This window comes from Pseudonocardia sp. WMMC193 (genome assembly GCF_021728735.1).
In the GTDB taxonomy this organism is placed as follows: domain Bacteria; phylum Actinomycetota; class Actinomycetes; order Mycobacteriales; family Pseudonocardiaceae; genus Pseudonocardia; species Pseudonocardia oroxyli.
Genome location: NZ_JAKKDO010000003.1, coordinates 3,658,816 through 3,675,577, shown reverse-complemented (window position 1 = coordinate 3,675,577; position 16,762 = coordinate 3,658,816). Strand labels below are relative to the sequence as shown.

The following is a 16,762-nucleotide window of genomic DNA, read 5'->3' as shown; positions in this document are numbered from 1 at the left end:
GTAGCCCGCGGGTCCCGCCGACCCGCGGGCTCCCGTGGGTCAGCGGTTCCCGCTCGCCCAGCCGGCCGGGTCGTGGCGTGGCGGTGGTCCGGTCGCCGTCATGGGTCGGGCTTGCACGACGTGCACCGGTCCGCCGGGTCCACGACCCTGCTCGACCACCCACTCGACGTCGGCCGGGGCGTCGAGGTGGTGAGCGACGGCGGCGGCCAGGGCGCCGACGGCGCCGATCTCCTCGGTGTCGAGGACTCGCCCGCGGGCGAGTTCGGGCGGCATCGGTGACGCGTGCATCCGCCCGGTCGCGAGGTCCGGGGTGGAGCGGGTCGCCTTCTCGGCCACCGAGTAGCGCAGCAGTCGCCCGTCGGAGGTGTCGAGCTCGGCGTGGTCGGGGTCGACGAGCCCACCGACCAGCGCCTCGCCCCACCCCCAGGTCGCCTCGACGACGGCCCGGTCGAGGGCCCCGGTCACCGGGTGTGCGGAGAACGCCACCCCCGACGACCGCGCGTCGAGCAGGCGCTGGACGCCGACGGCGGTCGCCCACCCTGCCGGGTCGAGCGGCCCGCCGGCGATCGAGCGGCGGTACGCGACCGCGCGTTCGGTGAACAGCGACGCCCAGCTCGCCCGGACCGCGTCGAGGACATCCTGGGCTCCGGTGACACCGAGGAGTGTCTCGTGCATCCCGGCGAAGCTCGCGTCGGAGCCGTCCTCGGCGGGTGCCGAGGAGCGCACCGCGACGGGCAGCTCGCGGCGTTCGCCGCGCTGGGAGAGCGCGGCGTAGGCGGCTCGCACCGCCGCGGCCTGCGACTCCGCGACCGGGGTCCGCAGCACGAGGTCGCGGGCCGCGGCAGCCGCGGCCGCCGGCTCGGTACCGACCCTGGCGAACACGTCGCGGAGCGCGGCGCCGAGCCCGGACCGGGCCAGGTGCGTGGCGAACGCCGCGGTGGTCACGGTGAAGCCGTCGGGCACCGGCGCCACCCCGGCCCGCAGCAGGTCGGACAGCCGCGCCATCTTCGTGCCGACGAGCGGGGCCGGGGTCTCCGCGTCGTCGAGCCACACGATGTCGCGTCCCGCCACGGCGATCGCGCCGCCCGTCTCGCGCGGTCGGGCGCGGGCCGGAGCCCGCCGGGCGGTGCGGGGCCCGGTGCGGTGCCCGTGCACGGGGTCACCGGTCCGTCCGAGCACGGTCACCGTGCCCGTGGTGCCGTCGACCTCGACGAGGTCGCCGTCGGCGATGGCCGTGGTGGCGGTCCCGACCGCGGTGACGGTCGGGATCCCGTACTCCCGGCCCACGATCGCGGCATGGCTCAGCGTCCCGCCACTGTCGCAGACGGCCGCGGAGATGACCGCGAACGTCGGCGTCCAGCTGGGGGTGACGGACTCACACACCAGCACGGAACCGGGTTCGAGCCGGTGCACCTCGTCGGTCGAGCGCAGCACCCGGGCGATGCCGACGGCGGTACCCGCGGACGCGCCCAGCCCTCGGAGCGTGAGCGGGTTCCACTCCTCGCCTTCCGCGCCCCGCTCCCGCGGAGCCAGCGACTCCAGCATGGTCGGCCCCAGCCCGAAGACCTCCAGCAGGATCGGGTCGTCGATCACGTCGGGCAGCGTGCCCAGCACCTTGGGCATCGTGGCGCGCAGCCCGGCCCAGTGCTCGAAGTAGGCACGCCGTTCGACGACCAGCGAGCGCAGCTCGCGCGTGAGCCCGCGGCCACCGGCCACGGACAGCAGCTCGGGCCAGAACAGGAAGACCATGTCGTCGTGCCGGTCCGCGCCGACCCGGGCGGCGAGCTCGAGGCAGACCCGGCGCAGCGGGATCATGACCCGGAGGTCGATGTAGTGGTTGTGGTCGTCCTGCCACCAGGGGAAGTTCGCGGCGCGGTTGGCGGCCAGACCGGCGTCGAAGGCGGAGAGCTCCTGTCGGGTGAGCCCGGACCGGGCCTCGTCGACCGCGGCGTCCCGGTCGGCGAGGGCGCGTTGGGCCGCCGCGGCGTAGTCGTGGGGTGTGTCGGCCAGGACGGCGCCGCGGACCAGGTCGAGCGGGATCCGGTCGTCCTCCGCCCAGCTCGGGACGCCCACGTCGCAGGTCGCCTCCTGGCGGTGGCCGTGGACGCGCAGGAAGTCGTCGAACGAGGTCAGCCACGCGGATGCCGCCCCCCCGCGGGTCGAGAGCGCGCCGCGGACGGTCGTGCCGCCGTGCTCGGCGAACACCTCGCGCAGCCCGACCCGCCGGGCCGAGCCGGCCAGCTCGGCGAGGGCGCGGTCGGTCTCCATGATCTTGGTGTCCGTGCCCTGCAGGAACCTGCCGACTCCGGCGGGGTCGATGCCGAGCCGCGCGCACAGGTCGCGGAAGGACAGGTAGTTCAGCAGCAGCGGGTACATCGTCTCGAAGTGGATCTCCATGGCGCGCCGGTGGTAGGCCCGGGCCCAGGTGAGGAGCTCGGCGATCCGCCCGTCGCCGACCCGTCGCAGGTCGAGCGCCTGGAACCCGTCCCACCCGCGCTGCAGCTCGTCCCGCGCGGCCCGCCAGGCACGGTCGTGGTCGCGCAGCCGCCCGGGCAGCGTCGCGGCCAGCTGAGCGGCGCGGAGCCGGGCGGCGCCCGGGTCGGGCTCCGGCAGCGGCGAGCCGTACACGTGGGTACCGGCGAACCGGCAGGTGATGCCGCGCCCGCCCGGCAGGGGGATCCGGTCCGCGGCGACCTGCGTGCCGGAGCAGTACCCGTCCTGGCCCCACGTCGCCGCGGCCAGCGGGGTCAGGCCGCGCGACCAGTGGAAGTCGAGGAACCAGAACGAGCCCGCGTCCTCGTCCCGGAACGGAGCGGCCCCGTCGACGGGCGACGGCGCGTCCAGGAACTCGGGACGGAATCCCGGGTACCACTCACCGACGTACTCGCCCACCGACACCGAAGGCACCTCGACCGGCTCCGAATCCTGCGGGCTCGCGAGGCGAGCCGACTCTGGTGATGCGGACCGAGGCGTCAGGGGACGGTTCTCGGTGACCGCCCTCGCGCTGAGCCCATCGCCTCCGAGGCCCGCGGCCGCCGCGTCCAGGGGGTGACGGGGTCGGAGCGCTCCCCGCCGCGCTCCGCCACGCCGTCGGGGACGTGGCCGACGTCGGTCACCGGGCGTCCGCCAGCTGGATCGCGACGTCGATGATCATGTCCTCCTGGCCGCCGACGAGTCCCAGCTCCCCGCAGCGGCGCAGGATCTCGTGGGCGGGCACCTTGTACCGCTCGGCCGCGGTCTCGGCGTGCAGCAGGAACGAGGAGTAGACCCCCGCCCAGCCCTGCACGATGGCGTTGCGGTCCATCTTGGGCCACCGGGTCAGGTAGGGGCGCACGACGTCCTCGGCGGCGTGCAGCAGGCCCATCACGTCGAGCCCGGTGTCCACGCCGAGCCGGTCGAACACTGCGGCGAGGACCTCCGTCGGCGAGTTTCCGGAGCCCGCACCGAGAGCGCACAGGGAGCCGTCGATGTAACGGACCCCGACCTGCTGGGCGATCACCGAGTTCGCCACGCCGAAGCTCATGTTCTGGTGCCCGTGGTAGCCGACCCACGCCTCGTCGCCCACCTCGGCCACCAGGGCCTCGAACCGCGCCTTCGCCTCGTGCATGAGCAGCGCGCCGGCCGAGTCGGTGACGTACGGTGCCTGGCAGCCCGCGTCGACCATGATCCGCGCCTGCTTCGCCAGGTCCTCGGGCGAGGTGCGGTGGGCCATCATCAGGAACCCGGCGGTCTCCATGCCGAGGTCGCGGGCGGCGGCGAAGTGCTGCGGGGAGACGTCCGCCTCGGTGCAGTGCGTGGCGACGCGGACCATGTCGGCGCCCGCGTCGCGGGCCCGCTCGAGGTCTCGCACGGTCCCGATCCCCGGCACCAGGAGCACCGCGATCTTCGCCTGCCGGGCCTCCTCGCGCGCCGCGGCGATCAAGGTCATCTCGTCGGTGTGACTGAACCCGTAGTTGAACGACGAGCCGCCCAGCCCGTCGCCGTGGGTCACCTCGATGACCTCCACGCCGGCCTGGTCGAGCGCGCGGACGGTGTCCCGTACCTGGGTCTCGGTGAACTGGTGCGCCATGGCGTGCGACCCGTCGCGCAGGGTCGTGTCGATGATCCGGACATCGTGGTCCAGCTCGGGCCTCATGCGGTCGCTCCGATCTTGGCCTGCGCCATCAGCTCACCCACGCGGGCCGCGGCGGCCGTCATGATGTCGAGGTTGCCCGCGTAGGGCGGCAGATAGTCGCCGTTTCCCTTCACCTCCAGGAACACCGCCACCCGGGCGTGTCCGCCCCACGAGTCGCGGGGCTCGTCGAACTGGGGCTCGGCGCGCAACATGTAGCCCGGCACGTACTGCTGGACCTCCAGGGCCATCTCGTGGACCGACGCGGTGATCGCGGCCCGGTCGGCGTCGGCGTCGATCATGCAGAACACGGTGTCCCGCATGATCATCGGCGGCTCGACCGGGTTCAGGATGATGATGGCCTTGCCCCGCGCGGCCCCGCCGACCTCGGCGACGGCGCCCGAGGTCGTGTGCGTGAACTCGTCGATGTTCGCCCTCGTCCCGGGCCCCGCTCCGCGCGAGGCCACCGATGCGACGATCTCCGCGTACGGCACCGCGGTGACCCGGGAGACGGCGTACACCATCGGGATGGTGGCCTGGCCGCCGCAGGTGATCATCGAGACGTTCGGTGCGTCGATGTGGTCGCGCAGGTTCACCGGGGGGCAGACCATCGGCCCGAGGTGGGCGGGGGTCAGGTCGACGGCCTGGATGCCCGCCTCGGCGTAGCGCGGCGCGTTGGCCTGGTGGGCCTTCGCCGAGGTCGCCTCGAACACGATCTCCGGCAGCGGGTCCTGACGCAGCAGCCAGTCGACACCCTCGGCGCTCGCGGCGATCCCCTGCGCCCGCGCCCGCGCCAGGCCGTCGGACTCCACCACCCCGACCATGTACCGGACGTCGATCAGGCTGCTCCGGCGCAGCTTGGCCAGCAGATCGGTGCCGATGTTGCCGGGGCCCACGATCGCCGCCGTCACCGTGTGAGGGCTCATGAACCGCAGTCTCGGGCCCCTCGGTCGAGAGGACCAAGTTCCGTGTTCAGCTCAGCGGAACACCGCCCGCCCGCTCCCGGAACGTTGCCCCGGCCGGGTGGTCGAGCAGCCGGTACCTCCCCCTCGACCTCGACGCGTTCCGTGCGCCGGTGGCCCCCGGCCGCACCGGCTTCGAGTGGTGAGGTTCCCCCGCTCGCTCGGAGATCGACGATCATGGCCGAAGGGCCGTGTAAGGAGTCTCCAGGGCAGCACCGACGAAGTACCCTGACGAGCTGCGTGAGTGCGCGGTGCGTCTCTACCAGGTCCGACCCCAAGCCGGTGACCCGGCCGTCGAGCCTGCTTCGGGCCGGCCAGGCCGATGACGTCGGTGGCTCTTGGCGCGACGGCGGGCCAGATCGTGTCGATCCACGCGCGTTCAGCGCCCCCTGGCTGTGATGGATGCGCCCGCGATCGGCCGGCCGGACTGGCGGTAGGGGTAGCGCGCCGCATGGACGGTGTACTCGGCGGACACGACGAACTCGCCGACCGCCCGGCGGTGTGACCGCGCACCCGCCGTAGTCCTGGAGCGCGGTGCGCGTTCGTGGTTCCGGCCCCACGCTTCGTCGGGGGTCATGCCGGTGCCGTGGACGAGCAGCACGGCCTGCTTGCCGGAGCCGGGCTGGACCGAGGGGTCGCACCAGGTCGCGTCGGCCATCAGCGCGGTGGGCTGGGTGAGCGGGGGGCCGGGGTCGGCCGCCGCCGCGACGCCCGGCGTGGCCGCCGGCCCGGCGAGCACCGGAGCAGCGGAAGCGAGCGTCGCGGCGATGCGGCGGGTCGTCATCATGATCGGCCCTGGGCTCAGCGACCCGACGCCGGGACGACGCGGTCGAGCCACGTCAGGATGTCGGCCTCGACCTCGTCGCGGTTGGTCTCGTTGAGGACCTCGTGGCGCGCGCCGAGGTAGGTGTGCAGCTCGACGTCGGCGACACCCGCGGCCCGGTAGCGGTCGACCAGGGCGTTGACGAGCGCGAGTTCCGCGTTGACCGGGTCGGCGTCCCCGACCGTGATGTAGATCGGCAGGTCGGGACGGATACCGCTGAGCCGGGCCGGGTCGGCCAGCGGCCGGGCGCCCTCGAACACCGCCTTGACCGCCTCGATGTCGTAGGTGTGCCCGCACAGCGGGTCGGCGACGTAGCGGTCCACCTCGGCCTCGTCGCGGCTGAGCCACTCGAACCCGGTCCGGCCCGGGGCGAACGGGCCGTTGAAGGCGTCGAAATCGAGGCCGACGCTCAGGTCGACCGCGGGCTCCAGCAGGTCCAGCGCACCGGTTCCGCTCATGATGACCGCGTCGACCGCGCGGCTGTTGTCCGCGATGAACTGCTGGGTGGACATCGAGCCCATGCTGTGGCCGAACAGGACCAGCGGCAGGCCCGGGAACTCCTCGCGCATCCGCGCCCCGAGCACGCCCAGGTCCTCCACCGTGCGCCGCCAGCCGTCCGCGCCGATCACGCCCGGCTCCGCGCCGTCGGCGATCGTCGCGCCGTGGCCGCGGCTGTCGTGGCCGACCACGACGAACCCCGCACCGGCCAGCGAGCGGGCGAAGTGGTCGTAGCGGCGGATGTGCTCGCCCAGCCCGTGGGTGAGCTGCACGACGCCGCGTCCGGGCGTGCCGTCGGGCTCCCACCGGTATCCCGCGATCGGGAAGCCGTCCTTGCCGTCGAAGCGGAACTGGCTCGTCGCGCTCATCGGCGCCGTCCTCTGCAGTTGGGCCGCCTCACCTCCGTGCGGGCGCGGAGGACGGTCGCGGCAGTGCGTGGGGTCATGTCGGTTGACGGCATTCCGGGCACGGCATGCCCGGGATGTCCGCGAAGCCGGCTATTAGTAGCACTACCCTGAAGGGTGAACAAGCTCCGTGGCGGCCGTCGCAGGTGCCCGGAGGCTGATCTCGTCGGGCAGGTCGGGCACCGCCGGGCGACGGCGGAAGGGCAGGCCGGCCGCGGGCCCGTCGCGCGGTCAGGCCCCGGTCGGCGACGCCGGCTGCCCGTGGTCCAGTAGGTGATGCCCGACGGTCCCCGCACCGCGAGCGGCCCGGTCTCGCCGCTGCCGGTCACCGGCTCGCCGTCGGGGTCGACCAGGCGGGCCTCGTAACCCGGCAGCGGTGAGCCCACCGACAGGCCCGGTGCGACAACGACGCCGTCGCGGCCGGACTCCAGGAAGAGGTGGGGCGCATCGGGGACATGCCGACGCCGCTGCGCAGGGGCACGCCCACCGCGCGGTGCCAGGCCACGGCGGTGTGCGGGTCGAGCACCTCGCCCGAGCCCAGGGCCGAACGCAGCGCCCCTGCGGCCCCGACGGCGCGGCGCGCAGCATCGTTCGGTACCTCGTCGCGGCGCCCGCGAGCAGGGAGACCCCGTGCTCCTCGACGGCCTGCCACATCGCTTCCGGTGTCGGCGCTTCGAGGTAGACCGCCCGCGCGCCGGCACGCAGGGGAAGCTGATCGTGTCGCCGTTGCCGAACGCGTGCCCGATCGGCGCGTGGCAAAGGAAGACGTCGGCGGGGCCGGCGGCGCGCGCCGAAGGTGAGGTCGGCAGGGGCGATCTCGGCGACGTGAGTTGCGCAGGCATCCTCGGGCACGCCGGTGGTGCCGCCGGTGTAGTGGATGCCGGAGCTGTCCAGGGGTGTGGTGGGGTGTACCGGCGAGTGGGTCGGTTGACCTGCGTCGACCGAGGCGACCGTGTGCGTCCCGCCCGACACGGGCTCGGGGTGCCCGATCGTGGTGACCGGGAGCGGATGCTCGCGGAGGGCCTCCACCAGCGCCGAGCAGTCCTCGCTCCCGCCGATGACCGCGGCCTGCTCGGTGTCCTCGAGGATGAACCGCAGCTCGCGGGCGGTCTCGACGGGGGCGCAGGGCACGACCCGGCCGCCGAGGCGCCAGACTGCCAGGTGCACCACCGCGGCGACCGGGCTCTCGCCGAACCGGGTGACGACCAGGTCGCCCGGGCCGACGCCGAGCGCGCGCAGGCCGGCTGTCAGCGAGCCGACCGCCTCGACAAGGCTGCCGAAGCTGCAGGTGTCGGTCCCGCCGTCCCGGCGGAGGCGGGTCACCACGGGGCCGAGAGCAGCCATTCCTGAGGCGCGGACGCGGTGGCGCGCTCCCAGTCCGGCCCGGGCAGGTCGAGGAACGCGCCGTGGGCGTAGAGCAGCGGCTCACCCCCGCCGGTCGCCAGCGCCTCGACCTCGGCGACCACGACGACGTGGTCGCCGCCGCGGCGGATCTCGGGGCGGGCGCACTCGAGATGGGCGATCGCCCCGTCCAGCACCGGCCCGTGCCGTCCGGGCGAGTGCGCCACGCCCGCGAACCGGTCGCCGGGCCGGGCGAACGCGCGGGCCAGCGGACCCTGGTCCGCGGCGAGGATGCTGACGGTGAACCCGCGGGCCGCGCGCAGCGCCCGGTGCATCGACCGGCCCCGCCCGACGCAGGCCAGCACCAGGGGCGGGTCCAGCGAGAGCGAGCAGAACGCGCTGACGGTGGCGCCGACCGGGCCGTCGGCCGTCGTCGTGGTGAGGACGGTGACGCCGCTGGCGAAGTGGCCCAACGCCTGCCGAAAGCGGTCGGGGTCGATCGGTGCGGTGCCCGTCACCGGGCCGGGGTGTCCGGATCGCCGGCCAGCGCGAGCGCCCGGTCCACGAGGTCGAAGCACGCGGACTTGTCGTAGGACAGGTAGTTCATGGCCAGGATGCGCACCGGGTCGCCCGCGTAGTAGCGCTCGTACTGCACGGCGCGCTGGCCGAACGCGTCGCCGCAGAGGTCCCAGGCGAGCTTGTAGAGCCGGATCCGGTCCACGGCCGACATCTCCGCTCCCCGGTAGTAGCGCTCGATGTCGGCCCCGATCGGCGAGGTGAAGTCCTCGGCCGAGGGCATCATCAGCAGGCCACCCGCGCCGAGCGTCTGCAGGACCTCGACCAGCTTCGGGTACTGCGTGGCCAGCAGGACCCGCAGGGTCTGCAGGGAGTTGAACCGCGGCCGGACGGTACCGGCGGGGGTGGTCTCGTGCTCCGCCTCGGCCGCCACGATCAGCGCGTGGGCCTGCTCGACGGCGGCGATGCACTCCCCGAGCTTCTGCTGCACGTGCAGGAAGCCGTCGATCTTGACCGACTCGCTCAGCTTCATCGCCAGCCCGGTGACGAACTGGAGCTTGACCAGCCCACGCACCCCGGTCTGGTGCGCGGTGTGCTGGCGCAGGTTCGTGTCGGCGTAGAGCGCGTTGGCGAGCCCGATGTCCCCGTGCAGGAACACCCGGTCCCACGGCACGAGCACGTCGTCGAACACGACCAGGCAGTCGGCCTCCTCGAAGTGCGAGGACAGGGGGTGGTCGAACGGGCGGCGCGTGCCGTCGTCGAAGGGGGTGCGCGAGATCAGCCGCAGGCCCGGGGTCTCGATCGGGACGGCGAAGCAGACGGCGTGGCGCTCGTCTCCCGGCCGCAGGCCGGGCAGGCTGTAGATGATCAGTTCGTCGGCCATCGGGGCGAGCGTCGCGAGCATCCGCGCCCCCCGCACCACCAGGCCCTCGGCCGACTCGGAGACCACCCCCATGTGCAGGAACTGCTCCTGCTGCTCCGACGAGCCCTTGGAGCGGTCTGTCTGCGGGGTGATCAGGGCGTGGGTGAGGAACAGGTCGTTGTCGCGGACGTGGGCGTGGTAGCGCACGATGTTGTCGGCGTACCGCTCGCCGAGCCTGCCGAACACGCCCGACGACTCGGCGAAGGCCATCAGCGTGGTGTTGAGGAAGTCGGGGGAGCGGCCCATCAGGCCCAGCGTCGGCTCGGCCCACGCCCGGAAGGCCGCCCGCCGCAGCGCCAGGTCCTGCTGGGTGTGGCAGGGCAGGAACGCGCGGCCGACCGGCGTGCCGTCCGGGCCCGCGCCGGTGAGCACGGGGGCGAGCCGCGGATCGTGCTGCAGGTCGTACAGTCCGGCGATCTGCGCGACCGGTCGCCGCAGCGCCGGGTGGGTGGTGACGTCCTCGACCCGTTCCCCGCGCAGCCACACCTCGCGCGGCGTCTTCTGCAGGTTCTCGACGTACTGCGCACCGGAGCGGACAGGCATCGACGGTCCCTTTCACGTCGGCAACTGGAATGCTAGCGTGCCTCACGGTAGCGCCGAGGTGTGACCGCGGACAAGCGGCGGCCTTGACAGGCTGCCGCCGGTGTCGATTGCATGCAAGCATTCCACGGCGAAAGGTGTCCGACGATGCGGTTGGGATCCTTCCTCCTGCCCAGCGCGGCGGCGACGCCCGCGCAGTACCGGCAGGGCTATGCGGGCGCGAACCCGAACTTCTACCAGCGCGCGCTCTTCGAGAACGCCGCCGTCGTCCGGCAGCTCGACGACCTCGGGTTCGACTTCGTGGCGTTCTCCGAGCACCACTTCCATCTCGAGGGACTCGAGATGTCCAACAACCCGATCCTGCTCGGCGCGTGGGCGGCGGGGCTGACCGAGCGGCTGCGCATCGCCCAGATGGCGACCGTGCTGCCCGCCCGCAACCCGGTCCTCGTCGCCGAGGACCTGGCCATGCTCGACCACTTCAGCGGCGGCCGGATGATCGCGGGGTTCGCGCGCGGCTACCAGAGCCGGCACGTCACGACGGTCGGTCAGAAGAACGGCGCCGTCGCGACGTACGCGACGGATCCGCAGTACGCGGAGCACGACGCCCAGAACCGCGAACTCTACGAGGAGGCCTACCAGGTCGTGCGCGGCCTGTGGGAGAACCGCGAGTTCGCCTTCGCGGGCAAGCACTGGCAGGTGCCACCGGCCGGGATCACCTGGGACCATCCCGGCACGCGGGCGATGGCGCCGACCACGGTGAGCGACGGCGGCACCGTGGAGAAGATCGGCATCGCCCCGAACACGCTGCAGGACCCGGGCTCGATCGAGCTGGTGGTGCCGTTCACGCTCAGCCCCAACACCATCCGCTGGGCCGCCCGCGAGGGCGGCTGGCCGATCATCTTCAGCCCCATCGAGGCGACGGTGAAGGCCTGTCTCGACGCCTACCACGAGGAGGCCAAGCTCCGGGACCCCTCGATCGGCTGGGGTCGCAACGTCGGCCACTTCCGCGACGTGGTCGTCGCCGACACCGACGAGGAGGCCATGGCGATCGGCCGCGACGCCCTGGGCTTCATCTGGCCGACCTGGCACGACCACTTCGGGTTCAACGAGGCCCTGCGCCGTCCCGGGGAGGACGGGCCGGTACCGAACGACTACGAGGCGATGGTCGACCGCGGGTTCTCCATCACCGGCTCGGTCGACACCGTCGCCCGCGGGCTGGAAAAGGCGATCGGGGCCTTCGGTGTCGAGTTGCTCGTGCTGTGGATGGGCGTCGGCCCGGCCCCGGTCGACAAGATGCTGCGCAGCAACGAGCTCCTGGTCGAGCAGGTGCTGCCCAAGATCGGGATCGAGCTCGAGCGGTTCGAGCCGGAGCTGCGCCCGGAGTTCGACAGCCCGAAGTGGACCGACGCGCCGCTGCTCGCGCGATGACCGGTTCCCGGCGCGTCCCGGTCGGGGTGGGCCTGCCCGCCGCGGTGCCCGGCACCTCGCCGGGAACGATCCTCGAGTGTGCCCGTCTGGCGGAGGCGGCGGGCCTGTCCAGCCTGGCCGCGCTGGACCGGGTCGCGTACGCCTCCCACGAGCCGCTGCTCACGCTCGCCGCCGCGGCGGCGGTCACCGAGCGCATCGGGCTCGCGGCGCACGTGGTGCTCGGGGCCACCCGGGAACCCGCGCTTCTCGCCAAGCAGGCCGCGACGCTGCACTCGCTCGCGGGCGGGCGGTTCGTGCTCGGGCTCGGGGTCGGGACCCGGCCGGGGGACTACACGGCCACCGGCACGTCGTTCGCCGACCGCGGTCGGCGCCTCGACGCCGTCATCGGCGGGTTGCGCAGCTCATGGGCCGGGACGGGGTCGGCGGGCGAGGTCGGTCCGGGGTCGGCCGGTGCGCCCCTGATCGTGGTGGGCGGCGGCTCGGCGCGGGCGGTCGAGCGGGCCGCCCGGCGCGGCGACGGTTGGATCGCCGGCAGCGTCCGCGGCTTCGCCGAGGGGGCGTCGGAAGTGCGGGAGGCGTGGCGACGGCACGGGCGCGACGGCGCGCCCCGGCTGCTGGCCTCGGGCTACGTGGCGCTCGGCGCGGACGGCCCGGAGTGTGCCCGACGCTACCTGGCCTCGTACTACGCAGTGACGGGCCAAGCCGCGCTCGATCTCGCCGCGACGGCGCTGACCAGTGCTTCCGGTGTTCGCGATGCGGTGGCCGAGTTGGCGGAGGCGGGCTGTGACGAGCTGGTGCTCTACCCGTGCGGCCCGGACCCCGGCCAGGTCGAGCTGCTCGCCGACGCGCTGCGGTGACCGCGCTTCAGGTGCCGTGGCCCTCGGCGCCCGCTGCCGTGCCGTCCCAGATGATCTCCAGGGTGCCCACGATGTGCGCTTGCGTCGCCTCCCGCGCGGCCGGCCCGTCCCGCTCGCGCAGGGCGTCGATGATGCGCTCGTGGTCGGCGTGGCGCTGGTCCAGCGCCGTCGACAGCGGGGTGATCGCGCCGTTCGTGTTGATCAGGAAGTCGCTCAGGTCCCACATCCGCTGGCTCGTCGCGGCCAGGATCGGTGACCCGGCCATCTCGTGGATCACGGCGTGGAACGTGCGGTTGTGGGCGCGGTAGCCCTGACTGCGCCGCGTGGAGTCGGCGGCCTCGCGCAGGGCGTCGATCCGGCCTTCGACCTCGGCGAGCCGGGCGAGCTGCGCATCGGTCCGGCGCGCGGCCGCGATCTCGGTGATCGTGCCCTCCATCCCGGCGAAGAGCTGGAAGAAGTCCTCGACTTCGCGCTGCGGATAGCTGCACACCTGGCAGCCGACCTGCGGGATGATCTCGACGAGGCCCTCGGTGGACAGCCGCCGCAGTGCCTCCATCACCGGTTGCTTGCTCACGCCGAACGCGGCCTTGAGCTCGTCGACCCGCAGCCGGGTCCCCGCCGGGACGGCGCCCTCGAGCAGGCGCTGCTTGATCCCGTCGTAGACCAGCGAGCCGAGGCTGCGCACGACGGGCCGGTGGCCCGATGCCGGCGCCGCCCAGGGGTGGCCGTCGCTGCTCGCCGTCACGACGCCAGCCTATCCGCGGCGCCGGCCACGCGACGGCAGCCTTGTCCCGGCCGCCCGGCGAACCGTAGGATGTGCTGGCACGCTAGAATTTTAGCAAAGGGGGTCGCGGCGGATGCCGGTAGCACTGTGCACGACGTCGCACACCCCGCTGATGGGCCGGACGGAACCGGGCCCCGGAGTGCGCGACTCGGTCGAGGCGGCGATGCGGGAGGCGCGCGCGTTCATCGACGACTTCGCGCCCGACCTCGTCGTCCTGTTCGGACCAGACCACTTCAACGGCTTCTTCCACGACGTCATGCCCGCGTTCTGCATCGCCGCCGCCGCCGCGTCGGTCGGCGACTACGGGCTGCCCGCCGGCCCGCTGCGGGTCGACGCCGACGCCGCCCGCGGGATCGCCGCCGAGGTGCTGCGCCAGGGCGTCGACGTCGCCCACTCCGAGCGCATGCAGGTCGACCACGCGTTCTCCCAGCCCCTGCAGCTGCTGTTCGGTGGCCTCGACGCCGTGCCGGTGGTGCCGGTGTTCGTGAACTGCACGGCGGAGCCGCTCGGACCGGTGGCCCGGGCCCGCCTGCTCGGCGCCGCCGTCGGCCGGGCCGTGGTGGCGCTCGGTCGGCGCGTGCTCGTCGTCGGCTCCGGCGGGCTGTCGCACGATCCGCCGGTCCCGCAGCTGCGCGGAGCCGGGCCCGCTGTCGCCGAGCGGCTCATCGCGGGCCGCAACCCCTCGCCACAGGAGCGCTCGGACCGCGAGGCCCGGGTCGTCGCCGCCGCCCGGGAGTCGGACCGCATGCCGCTCAACCCGCAGTGGGACGCGGACCTGATGGCCCTTCTTGCCTCCGGCGACCTGGACCGGATCGACGGCCGTCCCAACGAGTGGTTCGTGACGAACGCGGGCCGAGCGGCGCACGAGGTGCGCACCTGGATCGCCGCGTACGCGGCGCTCGGGGCGGGCGGCGACTACCGGGTGGCGACGTCGTTCTACGCGCCGATCCCGGAGTGGATCGCCGGGTTCGGCCTCACCACGGCGCGCTCGCTCGCCACCGCGGAGGCCACGCCGTGAGCCTGCCGTCGATCTGGTCCGCCATGGCGGGCACCCCGTTCTCGATCCGTTTCGTCCAGGTCGGTGAGTGGCGCACCCGGGTACTGGAGGCCGGGGCCGGCGAGGCGCTGGTGCTCATGCACGGCACCGGCGGCCACCTCGAGGCGTACGCCCACAACATCGCGCCGCTCGCCCGCAGCTTCCGGGTGATCGCCTTTGAGTACCCGGGCCACGGGTGGACCACGCTGACCACCCGCGACCTGGAGATGCCCGACTACCTCGCCCATCTGGACGGGCTGCTCGACGAGCTCGACGTGCGGCGGGCACACCTGTCGGGGGAGTCGCTCGGCGGCTGGATCGCCCTGAAGTACGCCGCCGCGCGTCCCGGGCGCGTCGGCCGGGTGTTGCTCAACACGCCCGGCGGCACGATGGCCACGCCCGAGGTGATGGAGCGGATCCGCACCCTGTCGCAGGCGGCCGCCGACGACCCGAGCCACGAGCGGATCAAGGCGCGCCTGGAGTGGCTGATGGCCGACCCGTCGTCGGTCACCGAGGAGCTCATCGACGTCCGGCGCGCGATCTACGCCCGCGAGGGTTTCGCCGAGTCGATGCGACATCTGCTGTGCCTGCAGGATCCGCAGATCCGCCGGCGCAACCTGGTGACCGAGGCCGAACTGGCCGCCGTGGTGGGCCCCGCGGTGGTCGTGTGGACCAGCGACGACCCGTCCGGGCCGGCCGCGGCCGGGATGGCCATGGCCAACGGGATGCCGGACGCACGCTTCGAGCTGATCGAGGGCGCGGGGCACTGGCCGCAGTGGGAGCAGCATGAGGTGTTCAATGCCCTCGCGCTGGAGTTCCTGACGGGGTCCTGACCCGACGGGGTCGCGCGGCGGGCACGGACCCGGCGCAGGACGGCCCGCTCCCGCCACGACGGCGACGAACACGACGGCCGGCGTCGCCCGGCCCGGGCATGACGCCGGGACGGGCGGGTGCCGCCGTGCCGTCAGCGGCCGGGGAAGCGCGGGGCGCGCTTCTCCAGGAAGGCGGTGATCCCCTCCAGGTGGTCGGCGGAACCCATGGCGAGCGTCTGGTGCGCGAGCTCCAGCTCGAGGTAGGTCTCCAGGTCGCCACTCACCGACCGGTGGGCCAGCGCCTTGCCCAGCCCGAACGCCCTGGTCGGCCCGGCGGCAAGGCCGTGCGCCATGGCCATCGCCGCAGGCAGCAGCTCGGCCGGCGGGTGGATATCCCGGACCAGGCCCAGCTGCTCGGCCCGGGTCGCCTCCAGCGTCTCGGCGAACAGGAACATCTCCTTGGCGCGGTGCAGGCCGACCATCCTCGACAGCAGCCACAGGCCGCCGCCGTCGGGCACCAACCCGACGTTGGCGAAGCTGGCGATCATGCGGGAGCCCTCGGCGGCGAGCCGGACGTCGCCGGTGAGGGTGATGGAGAACCCGACGCCCGCGGCCACGCCGTTGATCGCGACGATCAGGGGCTTCTCGACGGCGAGCAGGGCCAGCGTGCAGTCGGTCGCGCTGCGCATCCAGGTCCGCGCCTGCGCCGGGTCCGGGCGTTCGTTCATCGCGGTGATGTCCCCGCCCGCGCAGAACGCGCGGCCCGCGCCGGTGAGCACCACCGCCCGGACCGCGGGATCGGCCTGGGCCTGTGCGGCGCGCTCCGCGAGCTCGGCGCGCATCGTGTGGTCGAGCGCGTTGAGCTTGTCGGGCTTGTTCAGGGTGATGACGGCGACGGCGCCGTCGCGCTCGAACGTGACGCTCATGCCGCACCGGTCGTGGGCGGGCGATCGTGGCTCATCGGTTCTTCGATCCTCCTGCGGGCGGGGCAGTGTCGTCGGGGAGGGAGTCGTCGGTGGTGTCCAGGCCGTCGAGCCCCAGTGTGCACGGCGGGCCGCCGGTGTAGGGGCGGGCGAGGGCGGTCAGGTGTCGGGAGGCGGTGCCGGCCGCGAGCGCGACGGCGGTCGCGCGGCGCGAGAACAGGTCGAGGTCCGGCTCGGTGACGTAGCCGATGGCGCCGTGCAGCTGGGGGGCGAGCCTGCTGATCGCCGTGGCCTGCCCGGCTCGCCCGCGCCTTCGCCGCCGCCGTCCGCCGGGGCGCCGGCCGGGTGTCGAGCTCGGCCGGCGCGGCCGCGACGAGCAGCCGGGCGCACTCCAGCTCGGCACCCATGTCGGCCACGTGGTGGGCGACCGCCTGCAAGCTGCCGGTCGGGCGGCCGAACTGCACGCGGGTGCCGACGTGCGCGACCGTGTGCGCGAGCAGCTCGTCGGCGAGGCCGACCAGCTCGACGGCGGCCGGCGCGGCACCTACGTCGCGGACCTCGTCCGCCGCGGTGGGCGGCAGCGGTGCCGAGACGTCGGCCGGGTCGAGCGCGACGTCGCACAGCCGGACGCTGCCGAGCGGGTCGCCGGAGATCGACCCCTGGGGGGTTACCGTCACCCGGCCCGCCCCGGCGTCGAGACCGACCAGGCGGCGCCTGCCGTCGTCGTCGGTGTCCAGCAGCACGACGACCCCGGCCGGGTGGGCGTCCTCGAGCCGCGGGAGCTCGCCGTCCAGGCGCGGCCCGG

Annotated in this window: 15 protein-coding genes; 4 read left to right on the top strand and 11 right to left on the bottom strand. The window is 73.8% G+C overall.

The window, feature by feature from the left end:
• Positions 1-39: 39 nt before the first annotated feature.
• The 8 genes from L3X23_RS36230 to hpaB all read right to left on the bottom strand — a co-directional run bounded on the left by L3X23_RS36230 (position 40) and on the right by hpaB (position 10,120).
• Positions 40-2,898: a PEP/pyruvate-binding domain-containing protein gene (locus tag L3X23_RS36230; protein WP_237193451.1), complete on the bottom strand. Its 2,859-nt coding sequence runs from the start codon at positions 2,896-2,898 to the stop codon at positions 40-42.
• 214 nt (positions 2,899-3,112) lie between these two features.
• Positions 3,113-4,135, bottom strand: a complete 1,023-nt coding sequence (gene dmpG / locus L3X23_RS18895) for a 4-hydroxy-2-oxovalerate aldolase (RefSeq protein ID WP_237193450.1) — start codon at positions 4,133-4,135, stop codon at positions 3,113-3,115.
• Positions 4,132-5,037 (bottom strand): acetaldehyde dehydrogenase (acetylating), encoded by a 906-nt coding sequence (locus tag L3X23_RS18890; protein ID WP_237193449.1) that lies wholly within the window; start codon positions 5,035-5,037, stop codon positions 4,132-4,134. Before L3X23_RS18890 ends, dmpG begins: the two co-directional genes overlap by 4 nt.
• A 415-nt stretch (positions 5,038-5,452) precedes the next feature.
• Positions 5,453-5,860 carry a hypothetical protein gene (locus L3X23_RS18885; protein WP_237193448.1) on the bottom strand — a complete coding sequence of 136 codons (408 nt, stop codon included), beginning with the start codon at positions 5,858-5,860 and terminating at the stop codon, positions 5,453-5,455.
• Positions 5,861-5,874: 14 nt separating this feature from the next.
• Complete coding sequence (locus L3X23_RS18880; RefSeq protein ID WP_237193447.1) at positions 5,875-6,762, bottom strand: alpha/beta fold hydrolase; 888 nt, start codon at positions 6,760-6,762, stop codon at positions 5,875-5,877.
• Positions 6,763-7,029: 267 nt separating this feature from the next.
• Positions 7,030-8,142: an AMP-binding protein gene (locus L3X23_RS36655; RefSeq protein ID WP_374204871.1), complete on the bottom strand. Its 1,113-nt coding sequence runs from the start codon at positions 8,140-8,142 to the stop codon at positions 7,030-7,032.
• Entirely contained in the window at positions 8,118-8,657 is a 540-nt protein-coding gene (locus tag L3X23_RS18870) for a flavin reductase family protein (protein WP_237193445.1), read from the bottom strand. The genes L3X23_RS36655 and L3X23_RS18870 overlap by 25 nt, the downstream gene beginning before the upstream one ends.
• Positions 8,654-10,120, bottom strand: a complete 1,467-nt coding sequence (gene hpaB / locus L3X23_RS18865) for a 4-hydroxyphenylacetate 3-monooxygenase, oxygenase component (RefSeq protein ID WP_237193444.1) — start codon at positions 10,118-10,120, stop codon at positions 8,654-8,656. The genes L3X23_RS18870 and hpaB overlap by 4 nt, the downstream gene beginning before the upstream one ends.
• A gap of 144 nt (positions 10,121-10,264) precedes the next feature.
• Here hpaB and L3X23_RS18860 point away from each other — a divergent pair, with 144 nt between their 5' ends.
• Both L3X23_RS18860 and L3X23_RS18855 read left to right on the top strand, forming a co-directional pair.
• Positions 10,265-11,545 (top strand): LLM class flavin-dependent oxidoreductase, encoded by a 1,281-nt coding sequence (locus L3X23_RS18860; protein ID WP_237193443.1) that lies wholly within the window; start codon positions 10,265-10,267, stop codon positions 11,543-11,545.
• Positions 11,542-12,402: an LLM class flavin-dependent oxidoreductase gene (locus L3X23_RS18855; protein ID WP_237193442.1), complete on the top strand. Its 861-nt coding sequence runs from the start codon at positions 11,542-11,544 to the stop codon at positions 12,400-12,402. The genes L3X23_RS18860 and L3X23_RS18855 overlap by 4 nt, the downstream gene beginning before the upstream one ends.
• A 7-nt stretch (positions 12,403-12,409) precedes the next feature.
• Here L3X23_RS18855 and L3X23_RS18850 read toward each other — a convergent pair whose 3' ends face one another.
• Positions 12,410-13,147 (bottom strand): GntR family transcriptional regulator, encoded by a 738-nt coding sequence (locus tag L3X23_RS18850; protein ID WP_237193441.1) that lies wholly within the window; start codon positions 13,145-13,147, stop codon positions 12,410-12,412.
• Positions 13,148-13,259: 112 nt separating this feature from the next.
• Between L3X23_RS18850 and L3X23_RS18845 the strand changes: the two genes are divergently transcribed.
• Entirely contained in the window at positions 13,260-14,204 is a 945-nt protein-coding gene (locus L3X23_RS18845; RefSeq protein ID WP_255733972.1) for a 3-carboxyethylcatechol 2,3-dioxygenase, read from the top strand.
• On the top strand, positions 14,201-15,055 hold the full coding sequence (locus L3X23_RS18840) for an alpha/beta fold hydrolase (protein WP_237193439.1): 855 nt from the start codon (positions 14,201-14,203) through the stop codon (positions 15,053-15,055). The genes L3X23_RS18845 and L3X23_RS18840 overlap by 4 nt, the downstream gene beginning before the upstream one ends.
• A gap of 131 nt (positions 15,056-15,186) precedes the next feature.
• On the opposite strand, the gene L3X23_RS18835 is transcribed toward L3X23_RS18840, so the two are convergent.
• Both L3X23_RS18835 and L3X23_RS36650 read right to left on the bottom strand, forming a co-directional pair.
• On the bottom strand, positions 15,187-15,960 hold the full coding sequence (locus L3X23_RS18835; RefSeq protein ID WP_237193438.1) for an enoyl-CoA hydratase/isomerase family protein: 774 nt from the start codon (positions 15,958-15,960) through the stop codon (positions 15,187-15,189).
• Positions 15,957-16,634: an acyl-CoA dehydrogenase family protein gene (locus L3X23_RS36650; RefSeq protein WP_374204997.1), complete on the bottom strand. Its 678-nt coding sequence runs from the start codon at positions 16,632-16,634 to the stop codon at positions 15,957-15,959. Before L3X23_RS36650 ends, L3X23_RS18835 begins: the two co-directional genes overlap by 4 nt.
• Between the last annotated feature and the right edge of the window lie 128 nt (positions 16,635-16,762).